The following is a 24,831-nucleotide window of genomic DNA, read 5'->3' on the forward strand; positions in this document are numbered from 1 at the left end:
TCGGCGGGCGTCCGGATCGGGCTCCTGCGGCGGGCCGTCAGCCGCTGACCGGCCAGACGTAGTCGAGCCCGGGCAGCGTGTCCGGGAAGAGCGGCGCGTAGTGCTCCGGGTCCTTCTCCACCAGCTTCGAGCGGTGCGAGAGGTGCACGTCGTCGCGGCCGAACCAGGGCGGCAGCTCGATCGTCCCGGCGCGGTACAGCGCCAGGTCGGCGCGCTGCGTCGCCAGGGCCGCCTCGGTCTTCTCGAGGCAGGTGTCGGCGAAGCCGCGGTCGGTCCAGGCGTCGCAGGTCTCGCGCTGGTAGGCCATCACGGCCGGCCGGTAGCCGCGCCACATCCGCACGGCGGGGTGGTGCTGCCAGCCGTACCCGGGAAGGGTGAGCGCGCGCATGATCTGCAGCGTCTCGATCCGCTGCTTCCCGAGCCGCTTGCTGTCGAGGGCGCGGGCGCTCGCGCGGAGGTCGGGGACGGGGAGGAAGGTCTGCACCCGCCCCATCCAAGACGACGCGGATGCTCCCCGGCTGAATCCGGCCGGACGCCGCCCGGCCACCGGACCGTCACGCCGATGTCGCCTGCGCGGCGTACCGTGCGGCGCATGACCGGTCTCCCCCTCCTCGCCACCGACGACGTCCAGCTGCGCTGGGCGCGCCCCGAGGTGCTCGACTCCGCCCGGCACCGGATGCTCCGGCTGCTCACCCTCGCCGAGCGCCTGCGCTACGAGGCCACCGGCCGCCGCGAGGTGCGCGACGGCTTCCTCCTCGGCCGGGTGCTGGTCCGCGAGCTGGCCGCCGAGACGCTCGGGATCGATCCGCTCGACGTCCGCGTCGACGCGCGCTGCGGCGAGTGCAGCGGACCGCACGGCCGCCCGGTGCTGGGCGGCGACCACCCGGCGCTCGAGCGGATGCGGATCAGCATCGCCCACTGCGACGGCGCGGTCGTGGCCGCGCTCGCCACCGGTCGCGAGATCGGCATCGCCGCCGCCCGGACCCGTGCGGTGCGCGAGCGGATCGCCTCGGGGAGCGCGAGCGCGGAGCAGGTGCTGCAGGAGCTGCGGACCCGCGCCGTGAGGAAGGCCGACGGACGCGGGGCGTCGAGCGGCGACCCGGTCCTCTTCCGCACCCGCGAGGGGGCGACGGAGGCGTGGATCGAGGGCTCCGAGGGCTACCTCGCCGTCTCGGAGCCGGTGGTGCATTCGGCGCTCGTCGTCACGGTCGCGGTCGCGCAGGACTGAGGGCGCGTCGCGCCGCACTCGCGCGGTGCCGGGCGGCACGCGGCGCGCGCCGGGGCACCCGACGGCGGGCGCCGCCGACCGGTGATCCCGCCGTCGCGCCCTACTCTCCGAGGACTCTCCTCCCACCGAGTCCTCGGGAGTCCTGCATGCCCGGTCGACCTGGGCGCGTCCGCGCGCCCGTCCGCCCTCCCGTCCACGCGCCCGTCCGCCCTCCCGTCCGCCCTCGTCGGGCGAGGCGCCCGCGCGCTGCCGCGGCCGTCGCGGCGGCCCTGATCGCACTGGTCCTCGCGGGCTGCGCAGCGTCGGAGCCTGCTGTCCCCGTGCGGAGCGACGACGTCGACATCAGTGCCTCCGCCGACCTCGGCGCCGTCCTGGACCGATCGACCGCCGTGATCGTGCTCCCGATCGACGCGTACTTCCTCGATCCGGCCGCGCAGGGGCGGGTGGCGCAGGCGAACGCGCTGCTGCTCGACGCGTGCCTCCGGGAGGCCGACCGGTCCTACCCACCGGCCCGGCTCGGACCGATGGTCCGTCCGCCGCTCGCCGACAGCGTCTACGGGGTGTGGACCGAGGAGCAGGCGTCGCGCTCCGGCTACGAGCTCGACGGGGAGCGGACGGCCTTGATGCACGCGCTGGACGAGTCGCTCCTGGCCGCGAGCCGGGCGGATCCGGGCTGGGGGCCCGCCTTCGCCGGCTGCCTCGAGTCGACGGAGCAGCTGCCCGGGCTCGGCCGCGACAGCGCGGACGCGGAGTCGCTCGCGATCACGGAGCTGCCGCGGCGGATCCGCGAGCGGGCGAGGTCCGCCGGCGAGGCGCGGCCGGAGTGGGCGGCGACCCGCGCGCGCTGGAGCGCCTGCCTGGTCGAGCGCGGCCTCGTGCTGCGCACCGGCGAGCACTCGCCGGGGACGCCGGAGGTGCCGGTCGACCGCGAGGCGGCGATCCGGGCGGCCCTGATCGACGTGGGGTGCAAGGAGGAGACGGCCCTGGTCGAGACGCTGAGCGGGCTGGAGGCGCGGTACCAGGCGGCGCTGATCGAGCAGCACCGCGAGGCGCTCGCCGAGGTCGCCGAGCGGGAGCACGCCGTCGCGGTGCGGGCGGACGAGATCCTGGCGACGCTCGGGGAGTGAGGGTCGGGCCGGCTCACTCGAAGAGCGAGAGGGTGAGCGTCGAGCGGTAGCCGCCGGCCGCGACGGTGGGCTCGGTGCCGAGCAGGAGGGTGGCGGTCGCGGACCACGAGCCGGACGCCGCGGGGGAGTCGTCGGCGGCGCTGAGGAGCACCGCGTCGCTGAGGCCCGGGCCGCCGTCGAGGGTTCCTGCGACGTGGGGGCCCGCGGAGACCGCGTCACCGGTGCCCCTCAGCTCCGGGGTCCAGCCGAGGTGCTCGGCGCCGATCGCGCGGCCGCTCGCGCCGGTGAAGTCGCTCGCGGAGCCGAGGACGTACCAGCCGGCGAAGGCCGGGCTCTGCGCGGAATCGCGGGTGTCGGTGACCGTGACGGTGGGCAGGGCGCCGAGGAACTGGCGGCGCAGGGGGGTGGAGCCGGATTCGACGAGAGTGGCGGACGAGTCGGCGACGGTCATCGACAGGGCTCCGGGGGCGGTCGGCGGGTCGATGCTGACGCCCACGTCGACGCCGCCGGCGTCCTGCTGCTCGGGGACGCGCTCCGGGGACTCGGGCGCGGGTGTCGCGGCGGGGGAGGCTCCGTCGGGGGAGTCGCTCTCAGCGGGGGAGCCGTCTGCGGAGTCGTCAGCGGGCGAGGCGACGGCGCTCGGGGTGCTCGTCGGCGGGGGGACCGCGCAGCAGGCGGTCGTCGCGTCCGTGACGGAGCCGCGACCGCTGCGCGTGGCGGTCGACGGCCAGGGCAGGGCCGTCGGCGAGGCGGACGCGGAGGCGACGGGGACGGGCGCGGCGGTGGCGGTGGCCTCCGGCGCGGTGACCGCCTCCGGAGCGACAGCCGCCGAGGCGAAGACCAGGCTGAGCGCGAGGGCGGTGGAGGGGACCGCGGTCGCGAGGACGGCGCGGGTGGTGCGGATCACTGAGGTTCCCGTTCTGCCGGACGCGGCGATGCGCCGGCCTGAGATTCCTATCAGTGGCGGGCGGGCGGGGGAGACCCCGCTTCCGGGTGCAGTGGGTGGGTGAGTCTCGATACGCCGCGTGCCGCGGCTACTCGACCAGCATGCAGAGGAGGGGCTGCGGTTCGGCAGGCGAGGGCAGCGCTCCATGCTGATCGAGTAGCCCGCGCAGCGGGCGTATCGAGATCCACAGCGTCAGAAGGACGAGTCTGCAGACCTGCCTGCTGAGGACGGTGGGTCTCGATACGCCGCTGCGCGGCTACTCGACCAGCATGAACGGGGCCGCTGCGCGGCTACTCGACCAGCATGGAGGGGGCCGCTGCGCGGCTGCTCGACCAGCATGAAGGGTGCCGCTGCGCGGCTACTTGACCAGCATGGAGGGCCGGGTCAGCAGGTGCGGGCCGGGTAGCTCACCTTCTGCTCGAGGGTGGACGGGCCGGACGTCGCGGTCACGGTGACCTCGCCGGCCGGCATCGACGCCTGGCGGGTGGTCCAGCTGTGGCTGGCGTTCGCGCCGGCCGCGACGCTCGCGAAGGCCTTCTGCCCGTACGAGGACGAGACGGTGACGCCGATCGGCACGGTCTCGCCGTTGGTCGCCGTCACCGACAGCACCGCCTTGCCGGCGATGCAGCGCGAGGACACGACGGCCGGGACCTTCAGAGCGGGAGCGGCCGCCTCGGGCACCACGATCTCGGTGATCTTCAGGTACGAGTTCGGCGTCGAGAAGCTGAGCTTCAGCCCCGTGGCGTCGACCGCGGTGAAGGGGATCGTCGTCAGTGCGCCGTTCACTGCCGGAGCGACGTTCTGCGCGGACGTCGGGCGCCAGACGCCGTCGGTGCCGCGGTAGGCGATGCTCACCGAAGCCAGCGTGCCCTCGGTGTTCGTGAACGACAGCCCGGCGACGCGGTGCGCCTCCGTGTTCGTCAGCGTGAAGTCCGCACTGCCAGCGAAGGCCTGGTCGGTCCAGGTCGACCACGCCGTCGCGACGTTCCCGTCGCAGGCGTTGCCGGCGGGCAGGGTCGCCCACTTCGTCTGGCTGAAGGACGCCGAGACGGCGGCGCCCTTCACCCGGCAGACGTTCACGGGCGGCGCGGTGCCCCAGATCTGCACCTCGGCGATCGACTGCCAGGTGTTCGCGGCGCTCGTCAGGTGCAGGCGGAGGCCGGTGGTGTCCGGGAGCGAGGACAGGTCGAGGGCGACCGTCGGCGCGGCGTCGGACGCGGCCTGCGAGAGAGTCGCGGCGACGGTGCTCGTGGTCCAGGCGCCGTTCACCTGGTACTCGACCTCGATGCGCGACGGCCAGGTCGCCGTCGCGCCGTCCTTGAAAGCGTGCACCGTCACCGAGTCGAGGTTCTGCGGGCTGCTCCAGGAGAAGGCGAGCCGGCTGTCGCGGGGGTAGCCGGTGCCGGTCCAGTCGTCCCAGCCCTTCGCCTTCACGTTCCCGTCGATCAGCGTCGGCGCGAGGTCGGTGCGGCTCGAGACCGTCAGCGAGGCGCCGGGCGCGAGATTCGCGATCCCGGGCTCCGCGACCTCGATCGTGCGGGTGAAGGTGCGGCCGCGCGCGAACTCGGAGTCGGCGGCGAGCGTGCCCGTCACCGTCAGCGTGCCGAGGAGCGCGGGGCCGGTGGGCGCCCAGGTGACCGCGACGTCGCGGGTGGCGGTGTCGGTCTTCACCGAGACCGTCGCGGGCAGGACCGCGGCGACGTCGGCGTTCCGGCGCACCGCCTCGGGGAGGCGGTCGTCGACGACCGACCAGGTGCCGGCTCCGACGCCCTTGTCGTCCCAGTAGGACTCGTTCCAGCCGGTCGCCCAGCGCGCCGGGTCCTCGACGGCGGGGTTGCGCATCTCGAGGCGGCCGTTCTCGCCGATGGTCATCGGCAGCCAGACGTAGTTCGAGTTCGACTCGCCGTCGGCCCAGCGGTCGCCCATGTAGACGTACTTGCCGGGCGCGAGGGTCAGCACGTTGGTCGATTGCGAGCCGAAGGTGGTCTTCCGGGTGTCGCCGACGGAGAGGAGTCCGTCGCCGCCCTCGGGGATCGCGTTGTAGGCGACATTCTCGTTGACGTCGCCCTTCTCCACTCCGCGGATCCACGAGCCGAGGATCGAGTCGGCCGTGTAGTAGGTCTGCGGGTTGGGCGCCCAGCCGGTCGCTCCGGACGCGATCGTGTAGTACTTCCCGCCGTTCGCGAAGATCGCGGGCGCCTCGAGGTGGCCGCACTCCTTCACGATCTGGAAGTCGGTGCCGCGGACCGGCGCTCCGGCCTTCCCGTCGGCGAAGACGTAGGGGTAGGTGCCGTCGGCCGAGTACTGGTCGGCGTCGAGGGTGTCCGTCGTGGTCGTGCGCTCGACGTTCGTGTAGTCGGCGTCGAGCTTCGCGATGTAGAGGGAGTAGTTCTCCTCGGAGGAGTAGGAGATGTACGCGGTGCCGTCCTCGTCCTGGAAGACGGTCATGTCGCGCGCCTGGCCGGGGACCGCCGAGGTGGTGCAGGCCTGGTAGTTCGACCGGTTGTAGAGCCGGTAGACGCCCTGCATCGTGAAGGGGCCGGTCGGGCTGTCGGAGGTCGCTACTCCCGCCATCGACCGGGCGTAGGTGCTGCCGCCGGGGGTGATCCGGCCGTCGGAGTGCCACCACATGACCCACTTGCCGGTCTTCTCGTTGAAGAGCACCTTGGGCCGCTCGAAGATCGCGGTGTTCGGCGAGGCCTGCGTGGTGTCCAGGTGGTAGTCGAGCTCGGCGATGCGGTCGGCACGCGGCTGGCCGGCGTCGTCGACGGTGTCGTAGAGGGCGTCGAAGTAGGGGGACTTCAGGTCGTCGGGAGTGGCGACGCTGTGCAGCGCGACTCCCTTGTTCTCCCAGTTGTGGCCGTCGGTCGAGCGGTAGACGGCGACGCCGGGGCTGCTCCAGTAGCCCTTGGTGCGGTCCTCGCCGTACCAGTACTGCACCTCCTGGCCGTTCTCCTGCGTGGTGACGATCTGGCCGCCGTGCGCCTGGATGTGGCGCCCGTCGGTGTCGTACCAGGAGGGCTGGAAGTAATCGGCGGCGGCGCGACCTGGGTCCTGGATCGCGGGGTAGTCGGTGTAGACGGGCGGCGGACTCGTCCGCGGGACACCGTCGTTCGGGTCGGTGACCACGCCGGAGGGGGCGGCCGCCGCGGGGGACGCTCCCGCTCCGAGGAGGACGGCCGCGAGGAGGGCCGCCACTCCCGCCGCCACGGATCGCTGTCGAGGACTCATGCTGTGCTCCTTTGCACGCCGGACCGATGTTCACGCAAACACCGCTTCTCGACCGTACATGGCGACGTCAACACTTGGCGAGGGGTGAGTGCCGCTCCGCTGGAGGACGTGGGTCTCGATACGCCCCCGCGGGCCTGCTCGACCAGCATGCGGCGGGGAGCGTTGCGATGTGAGGTCCGCCCATCGGGGGGTCGGAGTTCATGCTGATCGAGTAGCCCGCGGAGCGGGCGTATCGAGATCCACCTTCGTCGGGAGTCGAGTCTGCAGAGCCGGCCTGCTGAGGAATGTGGGTCTCGAGACGTCCCTGCGGGACTACTCGACCAGCAGGGAGCGCGGGGCGCGCAGCTGCGCGAGCGGGCCGTCGTGCAGGGGCTCCGTCTCCCAGTGCGCCGCGAAGGTGCCGTCGTTCGGGTCGAGCGCGAGGTGCAGGCGGTGCGGCGTCTCGAGGAAGAGGACGTCGACGAGGATGGTCCCGCCCTCGCCCGGGCCGGCGCTCGCCGCGAACGCGTCCGTGACGGTCCACTCGCCGGAGCCGGGGGCCAGCAGCAGCCGTTCCTCGCCCTCGATCAGCGCGAGCGACCAGCCGGCCGCGTCGCCCGCGATCTCCAGCGCGGTCAGCGAGCGGATCGCCGACCCGGCCGCGGGCGAGAAGCGCCCGGGCTCCGGCGTCGTGGGCAGTGCGGGGAGCGGCGCGAGCCCGAGCGAGCCGAGGCGCGTGAGCAGTCGCGCGTCGGCCTCGACGGAGGAGCCGCGGCCGACCGCCGGCAGCAGGTGCTCCCAGACCGCGGCGAGGAGTGCGCCTGTATCGGTGCTCTGCCCGGTGATCGCGACGACGAGGTCGTGCTCGGGCAGGATCAGGCTGAACTGCCCGTAGGCGCCGTCGGCCCGGTAGCCGTGCAGCGAGCGCCAGAACTGGAAGCCGTAGCCCTGCTCCCAGTCGGGGGAGTCGGCCGGGGGAGTGGCGACGTGGGCGGTCGACGCCTCGGCGACCCACTCCGGCGAGAGGATCGTCGCGTCACCCCAGCGCCCGTCCTGGAGGTAGAGCTGCCCGAGGGCGGCGGCCGCCTCCGTCGTCGTGTGCATCCCGCTGTAGCCGATCTCGCGGTCGGAGGCGTCGCGGATCCAGGCGACTTCGCCGATCCCGAGCGGGTCGAGCAGGCGCGGGCGGAGGTACTCGGTCAGCGGCAGGCCGCTCACCCGCTGGACGATCGCGGCGGCGGCGAAGGTGCAGGGCTGGTTGTAGGCGAAGACGCTGCCCGGCTCCTGCTCCGGCGGCAGCAGCAGGAAGCCGCGGACCATGTCCACGGGATCGAGCTCGCGCGCCCGGTCGATGGTCTCGGCGGAGTGACCGCTCGCCATCGCGAGGACGTCGCGGACGCGGATCGCCCGTGACCGCGGATCCGTGATCTCGGCGTTCAGCTCCGGGAAGAAGGAGAGGACGGTCGCATCGAGGTCGACGAGGCCCTCGCCCACCGCGAGGCCGACCGCCGCGGCGGTGAAGCTCTTGCTCAGCGAGTAGAGCAGGTGCAGCCGCTCGGCGGAGTACGGCGCCCACCACCCCTCGGCGACCACTGCCCCGGCGTGCACGACCATCAGGCCGTGCAGCTCGACGCCGGGAGCGGCCTCGATCGCGTCGAGCAGATCGAGGACGCCACCGGCGTCGAGGGCGTGGGCGGAGGGGGAGCTTCTCGGCAGTGAGCGCGTCATGCCTCGATGCTACGGCGGGTGTCGACCGTCAATTCAGCAGCACCGGTTCCCCGCGTTAGGCGATGTATCGCGCCAAGAACCTTGAGAGGTTGCTTCGAAGACCATACGAGTATTCAATACTCACAAACGACGACGAGAAGGCCTCGGCCCAATCAAGCCGTCGAGGACGTCTTCCCCGATGGTCGATTCGTCCACGACCAGGAAGAGAGAGAAGCGTGACTGAACTGAAAATCACCAGGCGGCGGAGCGTATCCAAAATATGGACGGCGGCGGGCGCCTCTTTACTGGCGATCGCGGGAGGGCTGGCGCTCAATGCGTCTCAGGCCGAGGCAGCGGGAGGTACCGTGACCGTGACGCTCTACTACAACACTGAGACCAGCCAGTACGACTACAAGTGCGTCGGCGCCGGCTTCCATCCCGTCAAAACGCGAACGTGGACATGTCGGCTCGAATCAGCTGACGGGGTGCTGCAGGAGTCCCACAGCGACACTTTCAAGGACACGTACTTCCGGACGCAGCTGTTCGACTTCAAGCGAACCAACACGGTGATGTGTGTCGTCGGAACTGCGACCGGCGGCGCTTCTGATCGCAAGTGCAATTAGCGATGACTGCAGGGAAGTGGCGGTGGCATCGGGGCATCATCCTCAGCGTGGCCGCTCTCGCTCTCCTGCCGGGGTGTGTTCCGAGCCGCGTTGCAGACATTGACGCAGACGTGTTCGGCTCGACCTGCGGTGCCGGCTCGCATGCTCTCACGCGCACATTCGATGCGGGTTCGCAGTGGTCCCTCTGCTGGGCGGACGAGCCGATGGTCGGGCTGACGCTCTCGAATGTCGAATTCACTGCTCCTGATGCCGATCGCCCTACGGTTCTCGCTGAGGCGGCACTAGCCCAGATCCACGTCCCCTATGACGACGGCGAGCACGGCCAGCTGGACATGCCCGCCTTCGGATCTCATACGGCGGATCTGCGCCCTTCGGACTGCCCGGGTGGCGAGATCGTGAGCAACGGTCGTCCGCTTCTCTGCGCGACGCTGATCCAAGATAATTTGAGGTACGCGTGGTCCGACGACAGCTTCGACTCCGGCAATCATTCGCAACCCGGGCAGTGCCTGGACCTTTTCACGATGACGCCGGTGGACTGGTACACCTATGTGAACCGCTGGACTCTTTGCGACGACGGCTCGATGCGTCCAAGCGTCGGAGCGGGCGGCAGGCTCGCCCCGTCGTTCCTCGGCGACGATACGAACTCGGTTCCACTCGGTGAGGGTGTTAAGGACAAGCGTCTCGCCCACTTCCACAACATCTTCTGGCGCGTGCAGTTCGATCTCGGTTCCCCGACTTCCTTGCGGCTGGACGAAATCAGCTATTCAATGCAAGAGTCGAAGGTGACGACGACCGCTTCGCCGATACGCGTCGAAACGGCGACGCGAAGCAGTCTGAGGCACTCCTGGCGGTTGACCAACGAGAAGGTCCTCAACTCTGATGCTCATGCGGTCGGATACGACATCGATCTGCAGAACAGGGACTCGTACCAGAGTGTCCCGGGAGCTGAATATGCGGAGAACGACCTGATCGTGACCCAGAATCGCCCGTGCGAGCTGCTGGCAGCGGGCAACACCACGCCGCACTGTGGCCGTTCTCTCATCGACTATGTGAATGAGGAGCGACTGACCGAGCCGATACTCTGGCTTCAAAGCAGCTTTCATCATCTTCCCCGCGATGAGGATCAGCCTGTCATGAACGAGCATTGGCAGGGATTGAGCTTCACTCCACGCGGATTGTCAGCGGAGAACCCGCTGACATCGGAAGGTCACTAAGCGTCGGACTCTCTCGCTTCGTCACCCGACCAGACGGGGTGATGGTTGCCGAGCTCGTCCGTTTCATAGAGGACGTAGAGCATCCGGTGGAAGAGATCCTCGAGCGCTTGGCGGATGTCCATGTCGGCCGGATCTGTGACTTCCGTTCCGCCGAGGAGTCCACTGTCTCGCAGCGAGATCCTGATTCTGCCGACCGCGTGACTGTCGACGATCTCTGCCAACAGGAGCGAATGGAGAGTGTTGACGAGTCCGCGCAATGCGAGGAGATCCTGACGGGAAAGGTTGCGGCTGCTCATGGAGTGCATTGTGCCACCTCTTGTGTATGGGTGTATCGAGGCGCATCCCGTCTGCGTGCCGGGGACGGCAAGTGCCCAGCTCCTTCGTCGGATTCCCGTTATCCGCATGCTCGCCTCAAAACCGCGATGCGAGGTGGCGAGCGCCTCTTCCTTCTTCGTATAGCGACGCCGGGTGGCTGAGCTCGAATGGGAAGAGGCTGAGCCCGAGCAGGAAAGGTCGGCCCCTGGTCAGCCGGACTGGGTGGGGAACGGCCCGAGGTCGAGCAGGAAGCGGAGGATCTCGCCGGCCGGGGCGCGGACGGCGGGGCCGGAGCCGAGCGACCAGGAGGCGTCGGTCGGCACGAGGGAGCTGCCGCGGGCCGCCGCGCGGATGGCGAGCGGGGCGCGGAGCGAGCGGTCCAGCGCCACGGCCCCGCTCACCTTCTCGGGGAGCACGGTCTCGGGGGCGAGGGCGAGCTCCACCCGGACGGCCTCGACCAGCTCGGCGACGCCGGTGGGGCCGTGACCGGCGCGGCGGGCGGTGGCGAGGGCGGTGAGAGCCGCCGGCAGCGCTGCCGGGGCGGGAGGATCGGCGGCCTCGCGAGCGCCGAGGCGGGAGGCGAGCCGCTGCGTCGTGCTGCTGGAGAGCCGCACGACGAGGGCGCCGAGAAGAGGGGTGGAGACGGCACTGGCCGCCCCGCCCTCCGCGAAGGAGGGGGAGGCGGCCAGGACGGCGAGCCGGTCGAGCCGATCCGCGACGAGCGGGCGCCAGTCGTTGCTGACCCCCGACTCGTCGACCGAGGCTCCGGAGCTGAGCGGCAGGAACCGCGACCAGTCGGCCACGACCGGAGCGGCTAGCGTCCGCCGGAGCGGCGCTTGTTGTAGACGTCGAAGGCGACCGCGAGCAGGAGCACGAGGCCCTTGACCGCCTGCTGCCACTCGATGCCGATGCCCATGATCGACATGCCGTTGTTCAGGACGCCGATGATCAGACCACCGAGGATCGCGCCGCCGATGGTGCCGACGCCGCCCTGGACGGCCGCGCCGCCGATGAACGCGGCCGAGATGGCCTCGAGTTCGAAGCCGTCGCCGGCCTTCGGGCCCGCCAGGTTGAGGCGGGCGGTGAAGACGAGGCCGGCCAGCGCCGCGAGGACGCCCATGTTGACGAACAGCCAGAAGGTGACGTTGCGCGTCTTGATGCCCGAGAGCTCCGCGGCGTGCAGGTTGCCGCCGATGGCGTAGACGTGGCGGCCGAAGACCGAGCGGTTCATCACGACGCCGTAGACGAGGACGAGGACGGCGAGGACGATCAGGGTCACCGGGATGCCCTTGAACGACGAGAGCGCGAAGGCGAACGCGGCGACGACGACGGCGATGAGGACGAGCTTGGTGACGAACCAGGCGCCGGGCTCGACGCCCTGGTTGTACTTCTGGCGGCCGCGGCGGGTGCGCACCGACTGGACGGTGAACGCGACGATCGCGAGCGCGCCGACGCCGAGCGACAGCGGGTCGAGACCGGTGGTCTCGCCGAACAGGTCGGTGAGGAAGCCGTTGCCCAGGGCGCGGTACTCGATCGGGAAGGAGCCGATGTTCGCGTTGCCGAGGACGACGAGCGCCAGGCCGCGGAAGATCAGCATGCCCGCCAGGGTCACGATGAACGCGGGTATCCCCACGAACGCGATCCAGAAGCCCTGCCAGGCGCCCACCAGAGCTCCGATGAGCAGCGAGAGCACGATCGAGACGAACCACGGCAGGCCCATGTTGACGGCGAAGACACCGGACATGGCGCCGACGAACGCGGCGATCGAGCCGACCGAGAGGTCGATGTGCCCGGCCACGATGACCATCACCATGCCGATGGCGAGGATGAGGATGTAGCCGTTCTGGACGATCAGGTTCGAGATGTTCTGCGGACGCAGGAGGATCCCGTTGGTCATGATCTGGAACAGCAGCACCACCACGATCAGGGCGATGAAGATGCCGTTCTTGCCCAGGTCGCCCAGCACGTGGCTGAGGCGCTTGGTGAACGCGTTCTCGGTGGGGTTCACCTGCGCTCCCGCCGCCGTCGGCGGGGTGTTCTGCAGATCGGTCATCGTTGCTTCTCCTGGGTCATGAGGGTGAGGACGGCCTCGGGCGTGGCCTCGGCGATGGGCAGCTCGCCCGTGATGCGGCCCTCCGACAGCGCGTAGACGCGGTCGCAGATGCCGAGCAGCTCGGGCAGCTCGGAGGAGATGACGATGATCCCCTTACCCTCCGCCGCGAGCTTGTTGATGATGGTGTAGATCTCGTACTTCGCACCCACGTCGATGCCGCGGGTGGGCTCGTCGAGGATCAGGACGTCCGGGTCGGAGTAGATCCACTTCGACAGGACGACCTTCTGCTGGTTGCCGCCGGAGAGCTTCCCGGTCTTGGCGAGCACGGTCGGCGACTTGATGTTCATGCTGCCGCGGTACTCGTTGGCGACCTCGAACTCGCGGTTGTCGTCGACGAGTCCGGCGCTGGACACCTTGGGCAGCGACGCGAGCGAGATGTTCCGCTTGATGTCGTCGATCAGGTTCAGGCCGTAGTGCTTGCGGTCCTCGGTGGCGTAGGCGAGGCCGTGGGCGATCGCCTCCGACACGTTGCGCATCTTGATCTCCTTGCCGGCCTTGAAGACCTGGCCGGAGATGCGGCTGCCGTAGGAACGGCCGAAGAGGCTCATCGCGAACTCGGTGCGGCCGGCGCCCATCAGGCCCGCGATGCCGACGATCTCGCCGCGGTGCACGGTGAGGTTCACCTTGTCGACCATGACGCGCGTCGGGTCCTGCGGGTGGTGCGCGGTCCAGTCGACGACGCGGAGGATCTCCTCGCCGATGTGCGGCGTGTGGTCCGGGTAGCGGTGGTCGAGGTCGCGGCCGACCATGTCCTTGATGATCCGGTCTTCGGTCACGTCGTCGTGCGCGATCGTCTCGATCGTCTTGCCGTCCCGGATGACCGTGACGGTGTCGGCGATCTTCTTGATCTCGTTGAGCTTGTGGCTGATGATCAGCGAGGTGATGCCCTGCTCCTTGAGGTGCAGGATCAGGTCGAGCAGGTGGTCGGAGTCCTCGTCGTTGAGCGCCGCGGTGGGCTCGTCGAGGATGAGCAGCTTGACTCGCTTGGACAGCGCCTTGGCGATCTCGACGAGCTGCTGCTTGCCGACTCCGATGTCCTGGATCTTGGTGGTGGGGTTCTCCTTCAGGCCGACCCGGGCGAGCAGCGAGGCCGCCTCCTGGTTGGTCTTGTTCCAGTCGATCAGACCGGCGAAGCCGCGGACCTCGTTGCCGAGGAAGATGTTCTCCGCGATGGAGAGGTAGGGGCTGAGGGCCAGCTCCTGGTGGATGATGACGATGCCCTTCGCCTCCGAGTCGCGGATGCTGGCGAACTGCATCACCTCGTCCTCGAAGACGATGTCGCCCTCGTACGTGCCGTGCGGGTACACGCCCGACAGCACCTTCATCAGCGTCGACTTGCCGGCGCCGTTCTCTCCGCAGATCGCGTGGACTTCGCCGCGCTCGGCGTTCAGCGTGACGTCCTGGAGCGCCTTCACGCCCGGGAACGTCTTGGTGATGCCGCGCATCTCGAGGATGTTCGTGGTCACGCGTGCCTCCCTTCCTTCGTAGTGGGGGAGGGCGCCCGATGGGCGCCCTCCCGGGGTCGTGCTGACTTCAGTGGAGGTGGCGCTTAGCCGTTGACCTCGGCGTCGGTGTAGTAGCCGCCGTCGACCAGCACGGACTGGATCTGGTCCTTGGTGACGATGACCGGCTCGAGCAGGAAGGACGGGACGACCTTCTCGCCGTTGTCGTAGGTCTCGGTGTCGTTGACCTCGGGCTCGGTGCCCTCGAGGACGGCCTGGGCCATGAGCACGGCCTCCTTGGCGAGCTCGCGGGTGTCCTTGTAGATGGTCGCGTACTGCTCACCCGAGATGATCGCCTTGACGGAGTCGAGCTCGGCGTCCTGACCGGTGATGATCGGGAAGTCGGTGCCCACGGTGTAGCCGGCGTCCGTCAGCGCGGAGATGATGCCGCGGCTGAGGCCGTCGTAGGGCGAGAGGACGCCCTGGATCTTCGAGCCGTCGGAGTACGTCTTGGTGATGATGTCCTCCATGCGGCTCTGGGCGACCTCGGGGTCCCAGCGCAGCGTGGCGACGGTGTTGAACTCGGTCTCGCCCGACTTCACGACGAGGGTGCCCGCGTCGATGAATGGCTTGAGGGTGTCCATCGCGCCGTTGAAGAAGAACGTGGCGTTGTTGTCGTCGGGGCTGCCGGCGAAGAGCTCGATGTTGAAGGGGCCGGCCGGGGCGCTCGCCGCGGCGGTGCCCTCGAGGTCGGTCAGGCCGAGGCCCGCGAGGAGCGAGGTGGCCTGCTGGACGCCGACCTTGTAGTTGTCGAACGTGGCGTAGTAGTCGACGTTCGGCGAGTCGCGGATGAGGCGGTCGTAGGCGATGACGGGGATGTCGTTGGCCTTGGCCTCCTCCAGCACGCTGGTGAGGGTGGTGCCGTCGATCGAGGCGACGATCAGGGCCTTGGCGCCCTTGGTGATCATGTTCTCGAGCTGCGAGACCTGGGTGGGGATGTCGTCCTCGGCGTACTGCAGGTCGACCTGGTAGCCGGCGTCCTCGAGCTGCGACTTGACGTTGTTGCCGTCGGCGATCCAGCGCTCGGAGGACTTGGTCGGCATCGCGACGCCGACGAGGCCGCCGTCGCCCGAGCCGGAGCCCGAGTCGCCGGAGCCGCTCGAGCAGGCCGCGAGGGAGAGGATCATCGCGCCGCCGGCGAGGCCGGCGATGAGAGCGCGCTTCATTGTGGTCACTGTGATTCCTTCGTCATTGAATGCAGCGGGTGCTGGGCTGCCGCGGGGTGCCAGCGGCGGCGGGACGCTCATGTGAGCGATCACATGGAGTGATGCTAGACCCGCTGGCGGCAATCGTGCCACCACGGATGTCTCGACTCGATAACGGCGCGGATCATCGGTGCGCCGCGCGCACGACGGCCGCGAGCGACCGGGGAACGGCGGTGGAGCCGCGGACCATCAGCTGCGGGTCGATCGGCGGAGACGCCTCGGGACGCTCGCCCTCGATCAGGCTCAGCAGCGTGGCCACGCAGCGTCGGCCGAGCTCGGCGAAGTCCTGCCGCACGCTCGTCAGCGGCGGCCAGTAGTAGGCGGCTTCGGGGATGTCGTCGAAGCCGATGACGCTGACGTCCTCGGGGACGCGGATCCCGCGCTCGTGGAACGCGCTCATCACGCCGAGCGCCATCTGGTCGTTGGCGGCGAAGACCGCGGTGACGTCGAGGAGGCGGCTGAGCTCGAGGCCGACGTGGTGGCCGCGCTCGGCGCTCCAGTCGCCGAGGATCGGCGGGCGCAGCGGCAGGTTCCGGTCGCCGAGCTCCACCAGGTAGCCGCGCATCCTGGCCTCGGCCTCGATCCAGTCCTGCGGACCGGAGAGGTGCACGATCTCGGTGTGGCCGAGCTCGATCAGGTGCGCGGTCGCCATCCGTGCGCCGGCCATCTGGTCGACGTAGAGCGCGTCGCCGCGCTCGGCGTCGGTGGTCTGCAGGGTGACGTTCGGGATCCGCAGCGCGACGCCGGAGAGGATGTCGAAGACGCGGATCTGCGGGGCGATGACCACCAGACCCTCGACCGCCTGGTTGAGCAGGTGCCGGATCCCGGCCTGGATGGAGTCGCCGTCGGTGCCGTCGACGTTGGCCGTGACGACGAGGTAGCCGGCGTCGCGGGCGGCGACCTCGATGGCCTGGATGCTCGACGCGGGGCCGAACTGGAGGCTCTGCGAGGAGAGCACGCCGATGGTGCGGGTGCGGCTGGTGACCAGGGCGCGGGCGGCGAGGTTGGGCCGGTAGTCGAGCTCGGCCATCACGCCGAGCACGCGCTTCTTGGTCTCGGCGCGCAGGCTCGGGTGGTCGTTGAGCACGCGGGAGACGGTCTGGTGCGACACTCCGGCGGCCCGGGCGACGTCGTAGATGCTCGGGGCCCGCGGCGCGGGCTTGTCTTCCGGCATCGGGCACCGTGGCTTCCTGTGATCGGGCGGCGCTTCGTCGCAGGGACGCGGGTGCCGCTGCGATGCGGGGCCCGCCCGTCCGCGGGCGCGTGTGAGCACACCTTACGTCTCCCGCGGGGCGGAACCCCTCTCAGGGGGACGCGGGGGTGCTCGGAGGTCCGGCTCGCGGGATGAGGTCGGGCTCGCGGGATCGCGGGGTTCCGGCGTGCCGGGGGTGGTTCCGCGTGCCGGAGGTGGGGCGGGCGGAGGTTCGGCTCGTGGAATGGAGTCGGGCTCGTCGGATTGCGCAGTTCTTGCGTGCCGGGGGTGTTCTCGCGTGCCGGAGGTGATGGGGCGGAGGTTCGGCTCGTGGGATGGAGTCGGGCTCGTCGGATCGGGGGGTGGCGGCGTGCCGGAGGTGGTTTCGCGTGCCGGAGGTGGGTGGGGCGGAGGTTCGGCTCGTGGGATGGAGTCGGGCTCGTCGGATCGGGGGGTTCCGGCGTGCCGGAGGTGGTTCCGCGTGCCGGAGGTGGGTGGGGCGGCGGTTCGGCTCGTGGAATGGAGTGGGGCTCGCGGGTTTGCGGGGTTTCGGCGTGCCGGGGGTGGTTCCGCGTGCCGGAGGTGGCGCGGACGGAGGCTCAGGCGGGCGGGGTCGGCGCGTCGTCGGGGCCCGTGGCGGGGGCGGCGTGGCGGCCGCGGGTGGCGAGCGCGCCCTCGCTGATGCGGAGGACGCGGTCGGCCGAGGCCTGGACGGAGGCGTCGTGGGTGGCGATCAGGGCGGTCGCCGACTCGGCGTGCACGACCGCGCGGATGAGGTCCATGATCGCCGCGCCGGTCGCCGCGTCGAGCTGGCCGGTCGGCTCGTCCGCGATCAGGAGCCGCGGCGAGGCGGCGAGGGCGCGGGCGATCGCGACGCGCTGCTGCTGGCCGCCGGAGAGCTCACCCGGGCGGGAGCGGCCGCGGCCGGCGAGGCCGACCAGGTCGAGGAGGTGGGCGACGCGCTCGTCCCGGCGGGCCGGCTCCTCGCGGCGCAGGCGGAGCGGGAGGCCGACGTTCTCGGCGATGGTCAGGTGCGGCAGGAGCCCGAAGGTCTGGAAGACGAAGGCCAGGGAGTCGCGGCGCAGGCGGGTGCGGGCCGCTTCGTCGAGGCCGGTGACCGGCTCGCCGTCGAGGAGGACGGTGCCGGAGGTGGGCACGTCGAGGCCGCTGATGCAGTTCAGCAGCGTCGTCTTGCCGGAGCCGGAGCGGCCGGAGAGGGCGACGATCTGGCCGCGCGGGATGCGGAACGAGACGTCGCGCAGGGCGGTCACGTCGCCGGCCGGGGTGCGGAAGGTGCGGGTGAGGGACTCGACCACGAGCACGTCGGTCATCGCGGGGGCTCCTCGGGGGCGGAGTCGGCGGCCGGGTCGATCTCGCGGCGCTCGGGCCAGACGCCGACGTGGTCGCCCTCGAGCGTCAGCCGCACCCGGTCCTCGAGCTTCAGCGCGTCGCGGTACTCGGCGGGCAGTTGCAGCCGACCGACCCGGTCGAGGACGGCGAACTCCTCCTCGGAGGTGGTGGTGCCGCCGCTCGCGTCGAGCTCGTCGCGGCGGAGGGTCTCGGAGGAGATCCGGCCGTCGCGGATCGCGACCGCGCGCTGCACCTGGCCGGCGACCGTCGGGTCGTGGGTGACGATCAGGATCGTGCAGCCGAGCGACTCGTTCACCGCGCGGAGGGCGGCGAAGACCTCGTCGCCGGTGCGGGCGTCGAGCTGGCCGGTGGGCTCGTCGGCGAGCAGGACGCGCGGCGAGCCGGCCAGGGCGACGGCGATGGAGACGCGCTGCTGCTCGCCTCCTGAGAGCGCGGCCGGTCGGCGGTCGGCCTTCTCGGCGAGGCCGAGCATCCCGAGCAGCTCGTGCGCCCTCGCCGCCCGCTCGCGCCGGCCGCGCCCCGCCAGGGCGAGCGGCAGGGCGACGTTCTCGGCGGCGGTGAGCGCGGGCAGCAGGTTCCTCGCGGACTGCTGGCGGACGAAGCCGACGCTCGAGCGGCGGTAGCGGACCAGCTCGGCGCCGCGGAGGGCGGAGAGGTCGTGGCCGTCGAGACGGGCGCGGCCGGCGGTGGGGGCGTCGAGTCCGGAGAGGATGCCGAGCAGCGTCGACTTGCCGGAGCCGGACGCGCCCACGATCGCCAGGACCTCGCCCGCGCCGACGAGCAGGTCGAGGCCCTGCAGCGCCTGCACCTCGACGCCGCCGGCGCGGAAGACGCGGACGAGGGCGTCGCAGACGATCAGCGCCTCGGCGCCGTACTCGCCGGTGCGGCGGGCGGCCAGGGTGCCGGTGGGGAGCGGCGCGCCGGCGGGCGCGTTGTCACGCCCGGGTGATCGGCCGATTCGTGCCGTCCTCGTAGGGCTCGCTGCGCTGCTGGGGCTCATGATTCCTCTCCGGATCTCAGGATGTCGGCTGTGCGCACGCGGCGCGAGAGCGGGGCGTCGACCGCGAGGGCGAGCGCGAGGGCGGCGACGGCCGCGCCGAGCAGGCCGACGGGCAGCGGCCACGGGATCGAGAGGGCCGCGTCGCCGCCGACGAGGGTCTCCACGCCGAACGCCGGCCAGGCCGCGGCGAGGACGACGGCCGCGGCGACCGCTCCGCCGACGACCCCGCTCAGCACCGCCGGGACCAGCTCGCCGGCCGCCAGGACGAGCCGCGCACGACCGGGGACGCCGAGCGCGCTGAGCAGGGCGAGGGTCCCGCCGCGCCGGCGTGCGCCGAGGACCGTGGTGACCAGGAGGGCGAGGACGGCGAGCGCCGCGGTGGCCAGGAGCGAGAGTCCGGTCGCGTCCGCGACGCCGGCGACGAGGGCGGAATCGCGCTGCCGTTCCAGCACGTCGGAGCGGAGGATCGTGCCATCCGGGAGGGCCGCGCGGTCGACTGCGCCGACGGCGAGGACCGTGCCGGGCGGTGCCGGGGAGTCGCCGCCCGCGGCGGTGACGGCGGCGGTCAGCGCCTCGCGGTCGACCACGACGACGGAGGTGTCGATCCGGTCAGGGCCCGCCACAGGCTCCCCGGTGACCACCGCCTGCAGCAGTGCGCCGTCCACCTCGAGCCCGAACGGCGCGGTGCCGAGGGAGGCGGCGAGTCGCGCGTCGACCAGGACGGGCACCGGTTCGGCGGGGCCGGTCGCGACGAGGGCGCGGACGGCCTCGGCGGAGGCGTGCTGCGGCTGGTCGTCGGGCAGCGCGGCGAGCAGGTCGGCGTAGTCGTCGTCGACGCTCAGCACGGTCGCGGTGAGGGAGGCGGTGGGGCTGCGGACCTCCACGGCGTCGAGGGCGCCGATCGCGGCGGTGACCGCGCCGCCGTCGGCGAGGCTCGCGGCGAGCGCGGGACCGGCGGCGGCGTCGTCGACCCGGACGTCCGCGCCGACGGTACGCCAGGACAGCGACTCCTGACCCGCCGCGACGGTCTGCAGCAGCACCAGCGAGGTGAGGGCGGTGCTCGCCGCGAGCACCAGGGTCGCGAGGGTGAGCAGCGAGCGGCCCTCCTGCGCGCCGGCGCCGGCGAGCAGCGGACCGGGGCCGCGCATGCCGGCGGCCGCCCGGCGCAGCGGGGCGAGCAGCGCGGCGGGCAGGGGCGCCAGCGCCAGCGCGATCACCGCCGCGCAGAGCACCGGCGCGACCAGGGCGAGCGGGTCGACGCCGCCGCTCGAGCGCGCCCCGCCGCGCAGCGCCGCGACCGCGATGACGGCCAGTGCCAGGAGGAGGCCCGCCCCGGCGAGGCGGAGGACGCGGATCCGGCGCGGCGGGCGGAGCAGCGGGCGCAGCACTGCGACGACGGGCGCGACCACGAGCACGCCGGCGACGGCGATCAGGAGGCCGGGCGACTCCGGCGGGGCACCGAGGGCGGCGGCGGTCGCGAGCCCGAGCGCGGCGCCGAGCGCGGTGAGGATCAGCGCCTCGACGCCCGCGTGGCTCCCGAGCAGGCCGAGGGAGGCGCCGTGCGAGCGCAGCAGCGCGATCTCGGGGCGCCGCCGCCGGGTGAGCGCGGTACTGGCGAGACCGGTGACCAGCACCGCGACGCCGAGCAGCCCGGCGGCGAGGGTGGACAGCTGCGCGGTGGCGGCCGCGGCGGCCGGCGGGAGCGCGGCGAGGGCCTCCTCGTAGCCGGACTCCGCGGCGACGCTCAGCGGAGCGCCCTCGGTGATCGTCGAGGTCGACGTCTCGAGCGCGTCGATCTCGCGGCGCACCGTCTCCGTCCGCGCCAGGTCGAAGCGCGCGGGCTCGACGCTGACGCGGATCGTGCCCACGGCCGGTTCTTGAAGCAGCAGGCCGATCCGGTCGAAGACGACGGGACTCGTGAGGGCGACGACGACGGGCTGCGGCTCGCCGCCGCTGCTGCCGGAGGTGCCGGGCTGCCAGAGGCCGGGCAGGTCGGTCCAGGCGGCGGCGGACGGGTCGACGGGCTCGATGACACCGGTGATGCGGAGCGAGGGGCCGCCGCCGCGGGAGGCGCCGTCGATCGCGTCGCCCACCGAGAGCCCGGCGGCGGCGGCGCTCGCCGAGGAGACGACGACCGGGGCGGGGTCGCCCGGGTCCTCCTCCGCGGGCAGCGCGCCGGCGACCAGCCGGACGCCGTCGGCGGCCGCCGGATCGAGGACGCCGACGCGAACGACGGCGTCGCCGGCGGGGATCCGCGCGGGCTCCTCCGGACCGAGGATGGCGGTGTCGATGCTCCGGACGACGTCGAGGAGCGGCGCGGGCAGGCGCTCGGGGAGCTCGTCGGCGAGGGTGAGCAGGCGTTCGGAGGTGGTGGTGTCGTAGCCGGAGACGTCGGCGACGGTGCTCAGGAGGCGGAGGTCGGCGTCGCTCCCGGCTGCGCTGACCGCCTCGACCGCGGCGGCGTCGAGGGTGGTGCGCAGCTGGTGCGGCACGGCGACGGCGAGGGCTGCGGTCAGGGCCGTGAGCACGAGGATTCCGAGCAGGGCGACGAGGTCGCGGCGGGCGCGGCGGGCGATCAGGAAGGCGGCGGCGCCGACGGCGCGGAGGCCGTCGGTGCGGCGGGCTGGGGAGGGGGCGGCGGTGACCTGCGCCGGGCGGGCGGCGGCGCTCGGGCGCCCGGACGCGGTCATCCGTCCGCCCCCTGCCGGAGCAGCTCGGACAGCGGCAGGCGCCGCTGGGCGAGGGCGAGGGCCGCCGAGACGGCGGCGAGCGCGAGCAGCAGGGCCACCGGCAGGAGCGAGACGGCCTGCCACGGCACCACCAGCTCGACCGGGCGGCCGCTCGCGCCCGCGGCCAGGCGGCTGCCGGTGAGCGCCAGCACGGCCCAGCCACCGGCCAGGCCGACGAGCACGCCGGCCAGCGCGGTCGCGGCGGTGTCGGCGGAGAGGACGGCGAGCATCCCGCGCCGGGAGAGCCCGATCGCCCGCAGCTGCGCCGCCTCGAGGCGTCGCGCGCGGGCGACCGCGGCGGCCCGGGCCGAGAAGCCGGCGAGCGCGAGCAGCAGGCTCGCCCAGACGACGACCGCGGAGGCGGCGGGGATCTCGGCGCGCAGCGGCGCCTCCTGCATCCGGCGGGCGAGGGACGCGGCGGTGACGGTCTCGGGCTCGTCCGCGGTGGTCGCGCCCGCCGCGTCCGCCGCCTCCGCCGACCAGTACTCGTCCACCAGGCTCCCGAAGGCGTCGGCCTGCACCAGTCGGTGCGCGAGCGCGCGGCCGTCGACCACGATCGTCGAGTCGGATCGCGGGCTGGACGCCAGCCCGGCCGCGAGCGACGCCAGATCGCCGGAGGTCGCGGCTCCCGGCACCTCCGGAGTGTCGCCGACCATGCGCAGCGAGACGGGGGTGCCCGCGACGAAAGCGGTGACCGCGGCCCCCGCCAGGACGTCGAGGTCGTCGGCGAGCGTCTCGGGCAGGACCGCGCCGACCGGCTCCTCCGGGTCCCAGCCGACGGCGCCGTAGGTGGTCGGCGCGGAGGAGAGCTGGGTCAGGATCGAGAGGCGCACCCCGGTCGCGGTGACCGCGACCTCGGGCGGTCGTCGGCCGGTGTCCTGGCGCGAGCCGGCCCACTCGGCGGCGCCGGTCAGCGCGAGCGGGACCGGCGTGTCCGAGCCCGCGGACAGCGTGGCGAGCGACTCGAGCGAGACGTCGACGGTGACGAAGGTGTCCGTCTCGACGTCGCGCAGGGTCGCGGTGAGCGCGACGAGGCGGAGCGACGCGGCCGGGTCGATCGCTCCCTCCGCGGTGGCCAGCGGCACCGGCTCGGTCGGCGAGGTCAGCGCGCCGAGCGGCAGGATGTCGATCCGCCCGCGCTCGTCCTCCACGGCGGCCGACACCTGCACCTCGAGCCCCTCCGGCGCGTCGAGTCCGGCGAGCAGCTGGAGCCCGGTGGTCCCGGCGGGCAGGGCGGGGCCGGTGTCGACGCGGTCCTCAGCGCGCAGCTCCCCGGCGATGTCGGCGCCGCCCGCGCGCGGGACCGGGCCCGATCCCGTGCCGAGCAGCTGCCGGGCGCGGGCGTCGAGGGCGAGGATCTGCGCCGCCGCGCCGGGTCCCTCGCTCCCGAGACCGGGCGGGGCCTCCTTCGCCACGAGACTCTGCCGGCGGAGCACGGGCGCGCCGTCGGCCGAGACCGACGACCGGGCGGGAGCGCCGAGGGCGACCGCGGCCTCGTCGCGGACGCCCTGCTGCCAGGTCGCGCTCGCACCGAGCGCCACGACCGAGGCGCCGACGGTGAGCGCGACGAGCACGATGCCGGTCGAGCGACCGCGTCCGCGTGCGGCGAACCAGCCGGCCAGCGGAGCGACGGCGCCGCGCGAGCGGACCGCGAGGGCCGCGACCGGCCGCGCGCACAGCTCCGCCAGCCGCGCGCCGACCACGGCGATCGCGCCGAGCAGCAGCGCGGGGGTGAGAGTGAGCAGGAGGTCGCCGCGCTCGGTGCCGCCGGTCGCCGCGCGCCAGACCAGCACGGCCGCGACGACGACGAGGATCGTCTGGCCGGCCGCGGCGAGCGGGCCCTCGCCTGCGGCCGGCGCGGGCGGCAGGGCGACGAGGACGCCGACGACGAGCGCCACCGCGGCGGCGCAGAGCAGGGCGGCGGCGTCCGGCAGCACCCAGCGGGGGAGGCCCGCGGCGTCGAGCGGCGGCGCGGAGACGACCAGCGCGTGCAGCAGGACACCGCCCCACGGGCTGAGCGCCGCGATCACCGCGGCGACCGCGAGGCCGTCGACCGCCACCGCGCCCACCCGCTGCAAGGGAGTCGCTCCGCGCTCGCGCAGCCGCTCGATCTCCTCGCGGCGCGCCTCGGCGAGCAGCCCGGTGACGGCGCGGGCGCAGACCACGAGGACGACCGCCAGCAGCAGCGCGACGACGAGGGCGGCGGCGCGCGACCCGGCGAGACCGTCCGCCACGTCGTCGAGGGCGGCGGGCAGCTCGGTGTCGACGAAGAGCGAGCCGTTCGGATGCGGGACGGCGCGGGCGATCTCGAGGTCCGCGTCCCCGGCCGCGGCGCGCAGCTCGGCGAGGCCCTCGACTCCGGTGCTCGGGAACCGCGGGCTCTCGACGGCCTCGAGTTGCGCAGGGACGAGGCCGGAGGCGTCCAGTCCGCCCGGCGCGGTGATCAGCGGACCGACGGCGTGGACGGGGTTGTAGAAGGAGCGGTTCGGCTCGGCGAAGTCCTGCACGTCGCCCTGCGCGAGGAGCGGGTCGTTCTCCCAGTAGTCGGTGGAGTCGCGGGAGGCGGAGTAGAGGCCGTCGATCCGGAGGGGGGCTTCGTCGCCGAGGGTGATCGAGTCGCCGACGGCGAGACCCAGGGAGCGGGCGGCGATCTCGGGGAGGGCGACGCCGGGCGCGGCCGTCGGCCAGGCGCCCGCGGTGAGGACGGCGTCGGTGGCCGGGTCGTCGAGCTCGACGAGGTAGGAGTAGACGCCCTCCGCGGTCGTCGCCCACTCGGAGCTCGCCCAGCCGCTGCTCGTCCACATGACGTCGCCGCCGTAGGCCTCGCGGGTCGCGGTGTCGGCCGCCTCGCGCGCCGCAGTGACCGGGCTGCCGGGGCCGAGGACGCGCACGGTGACGTCGACGCGCTCCGAGCCGAGGGAGGTCAGCGCTCCGCTGACGCCGGCCTGCTCGGACGAGCGGACGAGCAGGAGCGCCCCGCAGAGCACGGAGCCGGCGAGGACCGCGACGGCGACGACGAGCGCGAAGAGCCGGGAGTGGCTGCGCCAGCGGCGCACCGCCAGCGACCCGGCCCAGGCGGGCAGCGAGCCGGACGCGGTGACGACCGTGCACCTCCATCGGTGAAGCAGGACCAGCGGACGGGACCGCCAGCCGAGTCTAAGGCGGCGGTGCGGTCGCGGGGGTGCGCTGGACCCGTCGTTCTGCGGCGCGGGTCCGGGGCGGGCGGCTCCTGTGGACTCCGGCTCGCCGAACGCCGTCCGGCTCGCGGGATCAGCGGGTTCCGGCGTGCCGGAGGTGGTTCCGCGTGCCGGAGGTGGCGCATCGGAGGTTCGGCTCGCGGAACGGCGTC

General features: G+C 72.7%; 18 protein-coding genes. 4 read left to right on the forward strand and 14 right to left on the reverse strand.

Annotated elements, in window-relative coordinates; all coding sequences use genetic code 11:
- Nucleotides 1–37: 37 nt before the first annotated feature.
- Complete coding sequence (locus EDF45_RS18440) at nt 38–484, reverse strand: MSMEG_6728 family protein (protein WP_123737336.1); 447 nt, start codon at nt 482–484, stop codon at nt 38–40.
- A gap of 108 nt (nt 485–592) precedes the next feature.
- Between EDF45_RS18440 and EDF45_RS18445 the strand changes: the two genes are divergently transcribed.
- Entirely contained in the window at nt 593–1,228 is a 636-nt protein-coding gene (locus tag EDF45_RS18445) for a 4'-phosphopantetheinyl transferase superfamily protein (protein ID WP_123737335.1), read from the forward strand.
- A 320-nt stretch (nt 1,229–1,548) separates the two neighbouring features.
- Entirely contained in the window at nt 1,549–2,355 is an 807-nt protein-coding gene (locus EDF45_RS18450; protein WP_123737334.1) for a hypothetical protein, read from the forward strand.
- A gap of 13 nt (nt 2,356–2,368) precedes the next feature.
- On the opposite strand, the gene EDF45_RS18455 is transcribed toward EDF45_RS18450, so the two are convergent.
- The 3 genes from EDF45_RS18455 to EDF45_RS18465 all read right to left on the reverse strand — a co-directional run bounded on the left by EDF45_RS18455 (nt 2,369) and on the right by EDF45_RS18465 (nt 8,239).
- Nucleotides 2,369–3,262, reverse strand: a complete 894-nt coding sequence (locus EDF45_RS18455) for a hypothetical protein (protein WP_123737333.1) — start codon at nt 3,260–3,262, stop codon at nt 2,369–2,371.
- Nucleotides 3,263–3,685: 423 nt separating this feature from the next.
- Nucleotides 3,686–6,532, reverse strand: coding sequence for a glycoside hydrolase family 43 protein (locus EDF45_RS18460; RefSeq protein WP_123737332.1), 2,847 nt, complete (start codon nt 6,530–6,532; stop codon nt 3,686–3,688).
- Nucleotides 6,533–6,844: 312 nt separating this feature from the next.
- Nucleotides 6,845–8,239, reverse strand: a complete 1,395-nt coding sequence (locus EDF45_RS18465; RefSeq protein WP_123737331.1) for a serine hydrolase — start codon at nt 8,237–8,239, stop codon at nt 6,845–6,847.
- 215 nt (nt 8,240–8,454) lie between these two features.
- Between EDF45_RS18465 and EDF45_RS18470 the strand changes: the two genes are divergently transcribed.
- The gene (locus tag EDF45_RS18470; protein WP_148060325.1) at nt 8,455–8,841 is read left to right on the forward strand and encodes a hypothetical protein; all 387 of its coding nucleotides are present in this window, start codon (nt 8,455–8,457) and stop codon (nt 8,839–8,841) included.
- Between the two features lie 47 nt (nt 8,842–8,888).
- Nucleotides 8,889–10,055, forward strand: coding sequence for a hypothetical protein (locus EDF45_RS18475; RefSeq protein WP_185020269.1), 1,167 nt, complete (start codon nt 8,889–8,891; stop codon nt 10,053–10,055).
- Here EDF45_RS18475 and EDF45_RS18480 read toward each other — a convergent pair.
- From EDF45_RS18480 to EDF45_RS21455, 10 genes are all read right to left on the reverse strand, one after another.
- Nucleotides 10,052–10,351, reverse strand: coding sequence for a hypothetical protein (locus EDF45_RS18480; RefSeq protein ID WP_148060324.1), 300 nt, complete (start codon nt 10,349–10,351; stop codon nt 10,052–10,054). The two genes, EDF45_RS18475 and EDF45_RS18480, sit on opposite strands and share 4 nt — an antisense overlap.
- A 228-nt stretch (nt 10,352–10,579) precedes the next feature.
- A complete protein-coding gene (locus EDF45_RS18485) occupies nt 10,580–11,173 on the reverse strand; it encodes a hypothetical protein (protein ID WP_123737327.1) in 594 nt (197 codons plus the stop codon).
- Nucleotides 11,174–11,184: 11 nt separating this feature from the next.
- Complete coding sequence (gene mmsB, locus EDF45_RS18490; RefSeq protein WP_123447756.1) at nt 11,185–12,423, reverse strand: multiple monosaccharide ABC transporter permease; 1,239 nt, start codon at nt 12,421–12,423, stop codon at nt 11,185–11,187.
- Entirely contained in the window at nt 12,420–13,949 is a 1,530-nt protein-coding gene (mmsA, locus tag EDF45_RS18495) for a multiple monosaccharide ABC transporter ATP-binding protein (RefSeq protein ID WP_123705243.1), read from the reverse strand. The genes mmsB and mmsA overlap by 4 nt, the downstream gene beginning before the upstream one ends.
- Before the next feature lie 83 nt (nt 13,950–14,032).
- Entirely contained in the window at nt 14,033–15,151 is a 1,119-nt protein-coding gene (gene chvE / locus EDF45_RS18500; protein ID WP_123705242.1) for a multiple monosaccharide ABC transporter substrate-binding protein, read from the reverse strand.
- Between the two features lie 163 nt (nt 15,152–15,314).
- Entirely contained in the window at nt 15,315–16,364 is a 1,050-nt protein-coding gene (locus EDF45_RS18505) for a LacI family DNA-binding transcriptional regulator (RefSeq protein WP_123705241.1), read from the reverse strand.
- Nucleotides 16,365–16,981: 617 nt separating this feature from the next.
- Nucleotides 16,982–17,713, reverse strand: coding sequence for an ABC transporter ATP-binding protein (locus EDF45_RS18510; RefSeq protein WP_123737326.1), 732 nt, complete (start codon nt 17,711–17,713; stop codon nt 16,982–16,984).
- Complete coding sequence (locus EDF45_RS18515; protein ID WP_123737325.1) at nt 17,710–18,753, reverse strand: ABC transporter ATP-binding protein; 1,044 nt, start codon at nt 18,751–18,753, stop codon at nt 17,710–17,712. Before EDF45_RS18515 ends, EDF45_RS18510 begins: the two co-directional genes overlap by 4 nt.
- The gene (locus tag EDF45_RS18520; protein ID WP_123737324.1) at nt 18,750–21,443 is read right to left on the reverse strand and encodes a hypothetical protein; all 2,694 of its coding nucleotides are present in this window, start codon (nt 21,441–21,443) and stop codon (nt 18,750–18,752) included. Before EDF45_RS18520 ends, EDF45_RS18515 begins: the two co-directional genes overlap by 4 nt.
- Nucleotides 21,440–24,538, reverse strand: a complete 3,099-nt coding sequence (locus tag EDF45_RS21455) for an ABC transporter permease (RefSeq protein ID WP_185020270.1) — start codon at nt 24,536–24,538, stop codon at nt 21,440–21,442. The genes EDF45_RS18520 and EDF45_RS21455 overlap by 4 nt, the downstream gene beginning before the upstream one ends.
- Between the last annotated feature and the right edge of the window lie 293 nt (nt 24,539–24,831).

Source organism: Rathayibacter sp. PhB186, assembly GCF_003751825.1.
Taxonomy (GTDB): domain Bacteria; phylum Actinomycetota; class Actinomycetes; order Actinomycetales; family Microbacteriaceae; genus Rathayibacter; species Rathayibacter festucae.

Excerpts from the sequence above, each read along its gene's own strand:
- EDF45_RS18465 (WP_123737331.1), bottom strand. The coding sequence starts at position 8,239 with ATGACGCGCTCACTGCCGAGAAGCTCCCCCTCCGCCCACGCCCTCGAC.
- mmsB (WP_123447756.1), bottom strand. The coding sequence starts at position 12,423 with ATGACCGATCTGCAGAACACCCCGCCGACGGCGGCGGGAGCGCAGGTG.
- EDF45_RS18460 (WP_123737332.1), bottom strand. The coding sequence starts at position 6,532 with ATGAGTCCTCGACAGCGATCCGTGGCGGCGGGAGTGGCGGCCCTCCTC.
- EDF45_RS18515 (WP_123737325.1), bottom strand. The coding sequence starts at position 18,753 with ATGAGCCCCAGCAGCGCAGCGAGCCCTACGAGGACGGCACGAATCGGC.
- EDF45_RS18520 (WP_123737324.1), bottom strand. The coding sequence starts at position 21,443 with ATGACCGCGTCCGGGCGCCCGAGCGCCGCCGCCCGCCCGGCGCAGGTC.
- EDF45_RS18510 (WP_123737326.1), bottom strand. The coding sequence starts at position 17,713 with ATGACCGACGTGCTCGTGGTCGAGTCCCTCACCCGCACCTTCCGCACC.
- EDF45_RS18480 (WP_148060324.1), bottom strand. The coding sequence starts at position 10,351 with ATGAGCAGCCGCAACCTTTCCCGTCAGGATCTCCTCGCATTGCGCGGA.
- EDF45_RS18445 (WP_123737335.1), top strand. The coding sequence starts at position 593 with ATGACCGGTCTCCCCCTCCTCGCCACCGACGACGTCCAGCTGCGCTGG.
- chvE (WP_123705242.1), bottom strand. The coding sequence starts at position 15,151 with ATGAAGCGCGCTCTCATCGCCGGCCTCGCCGGCGGCGCGATGATCCTC.
- EDF45_RS18505 (WP_123705241.1), bottom strand. The coding sequence starts at position 16,364 with ATGCCGGAAGACAAGCCCGCGCCGCGGGCCCCGAGCATCTACGACGTC.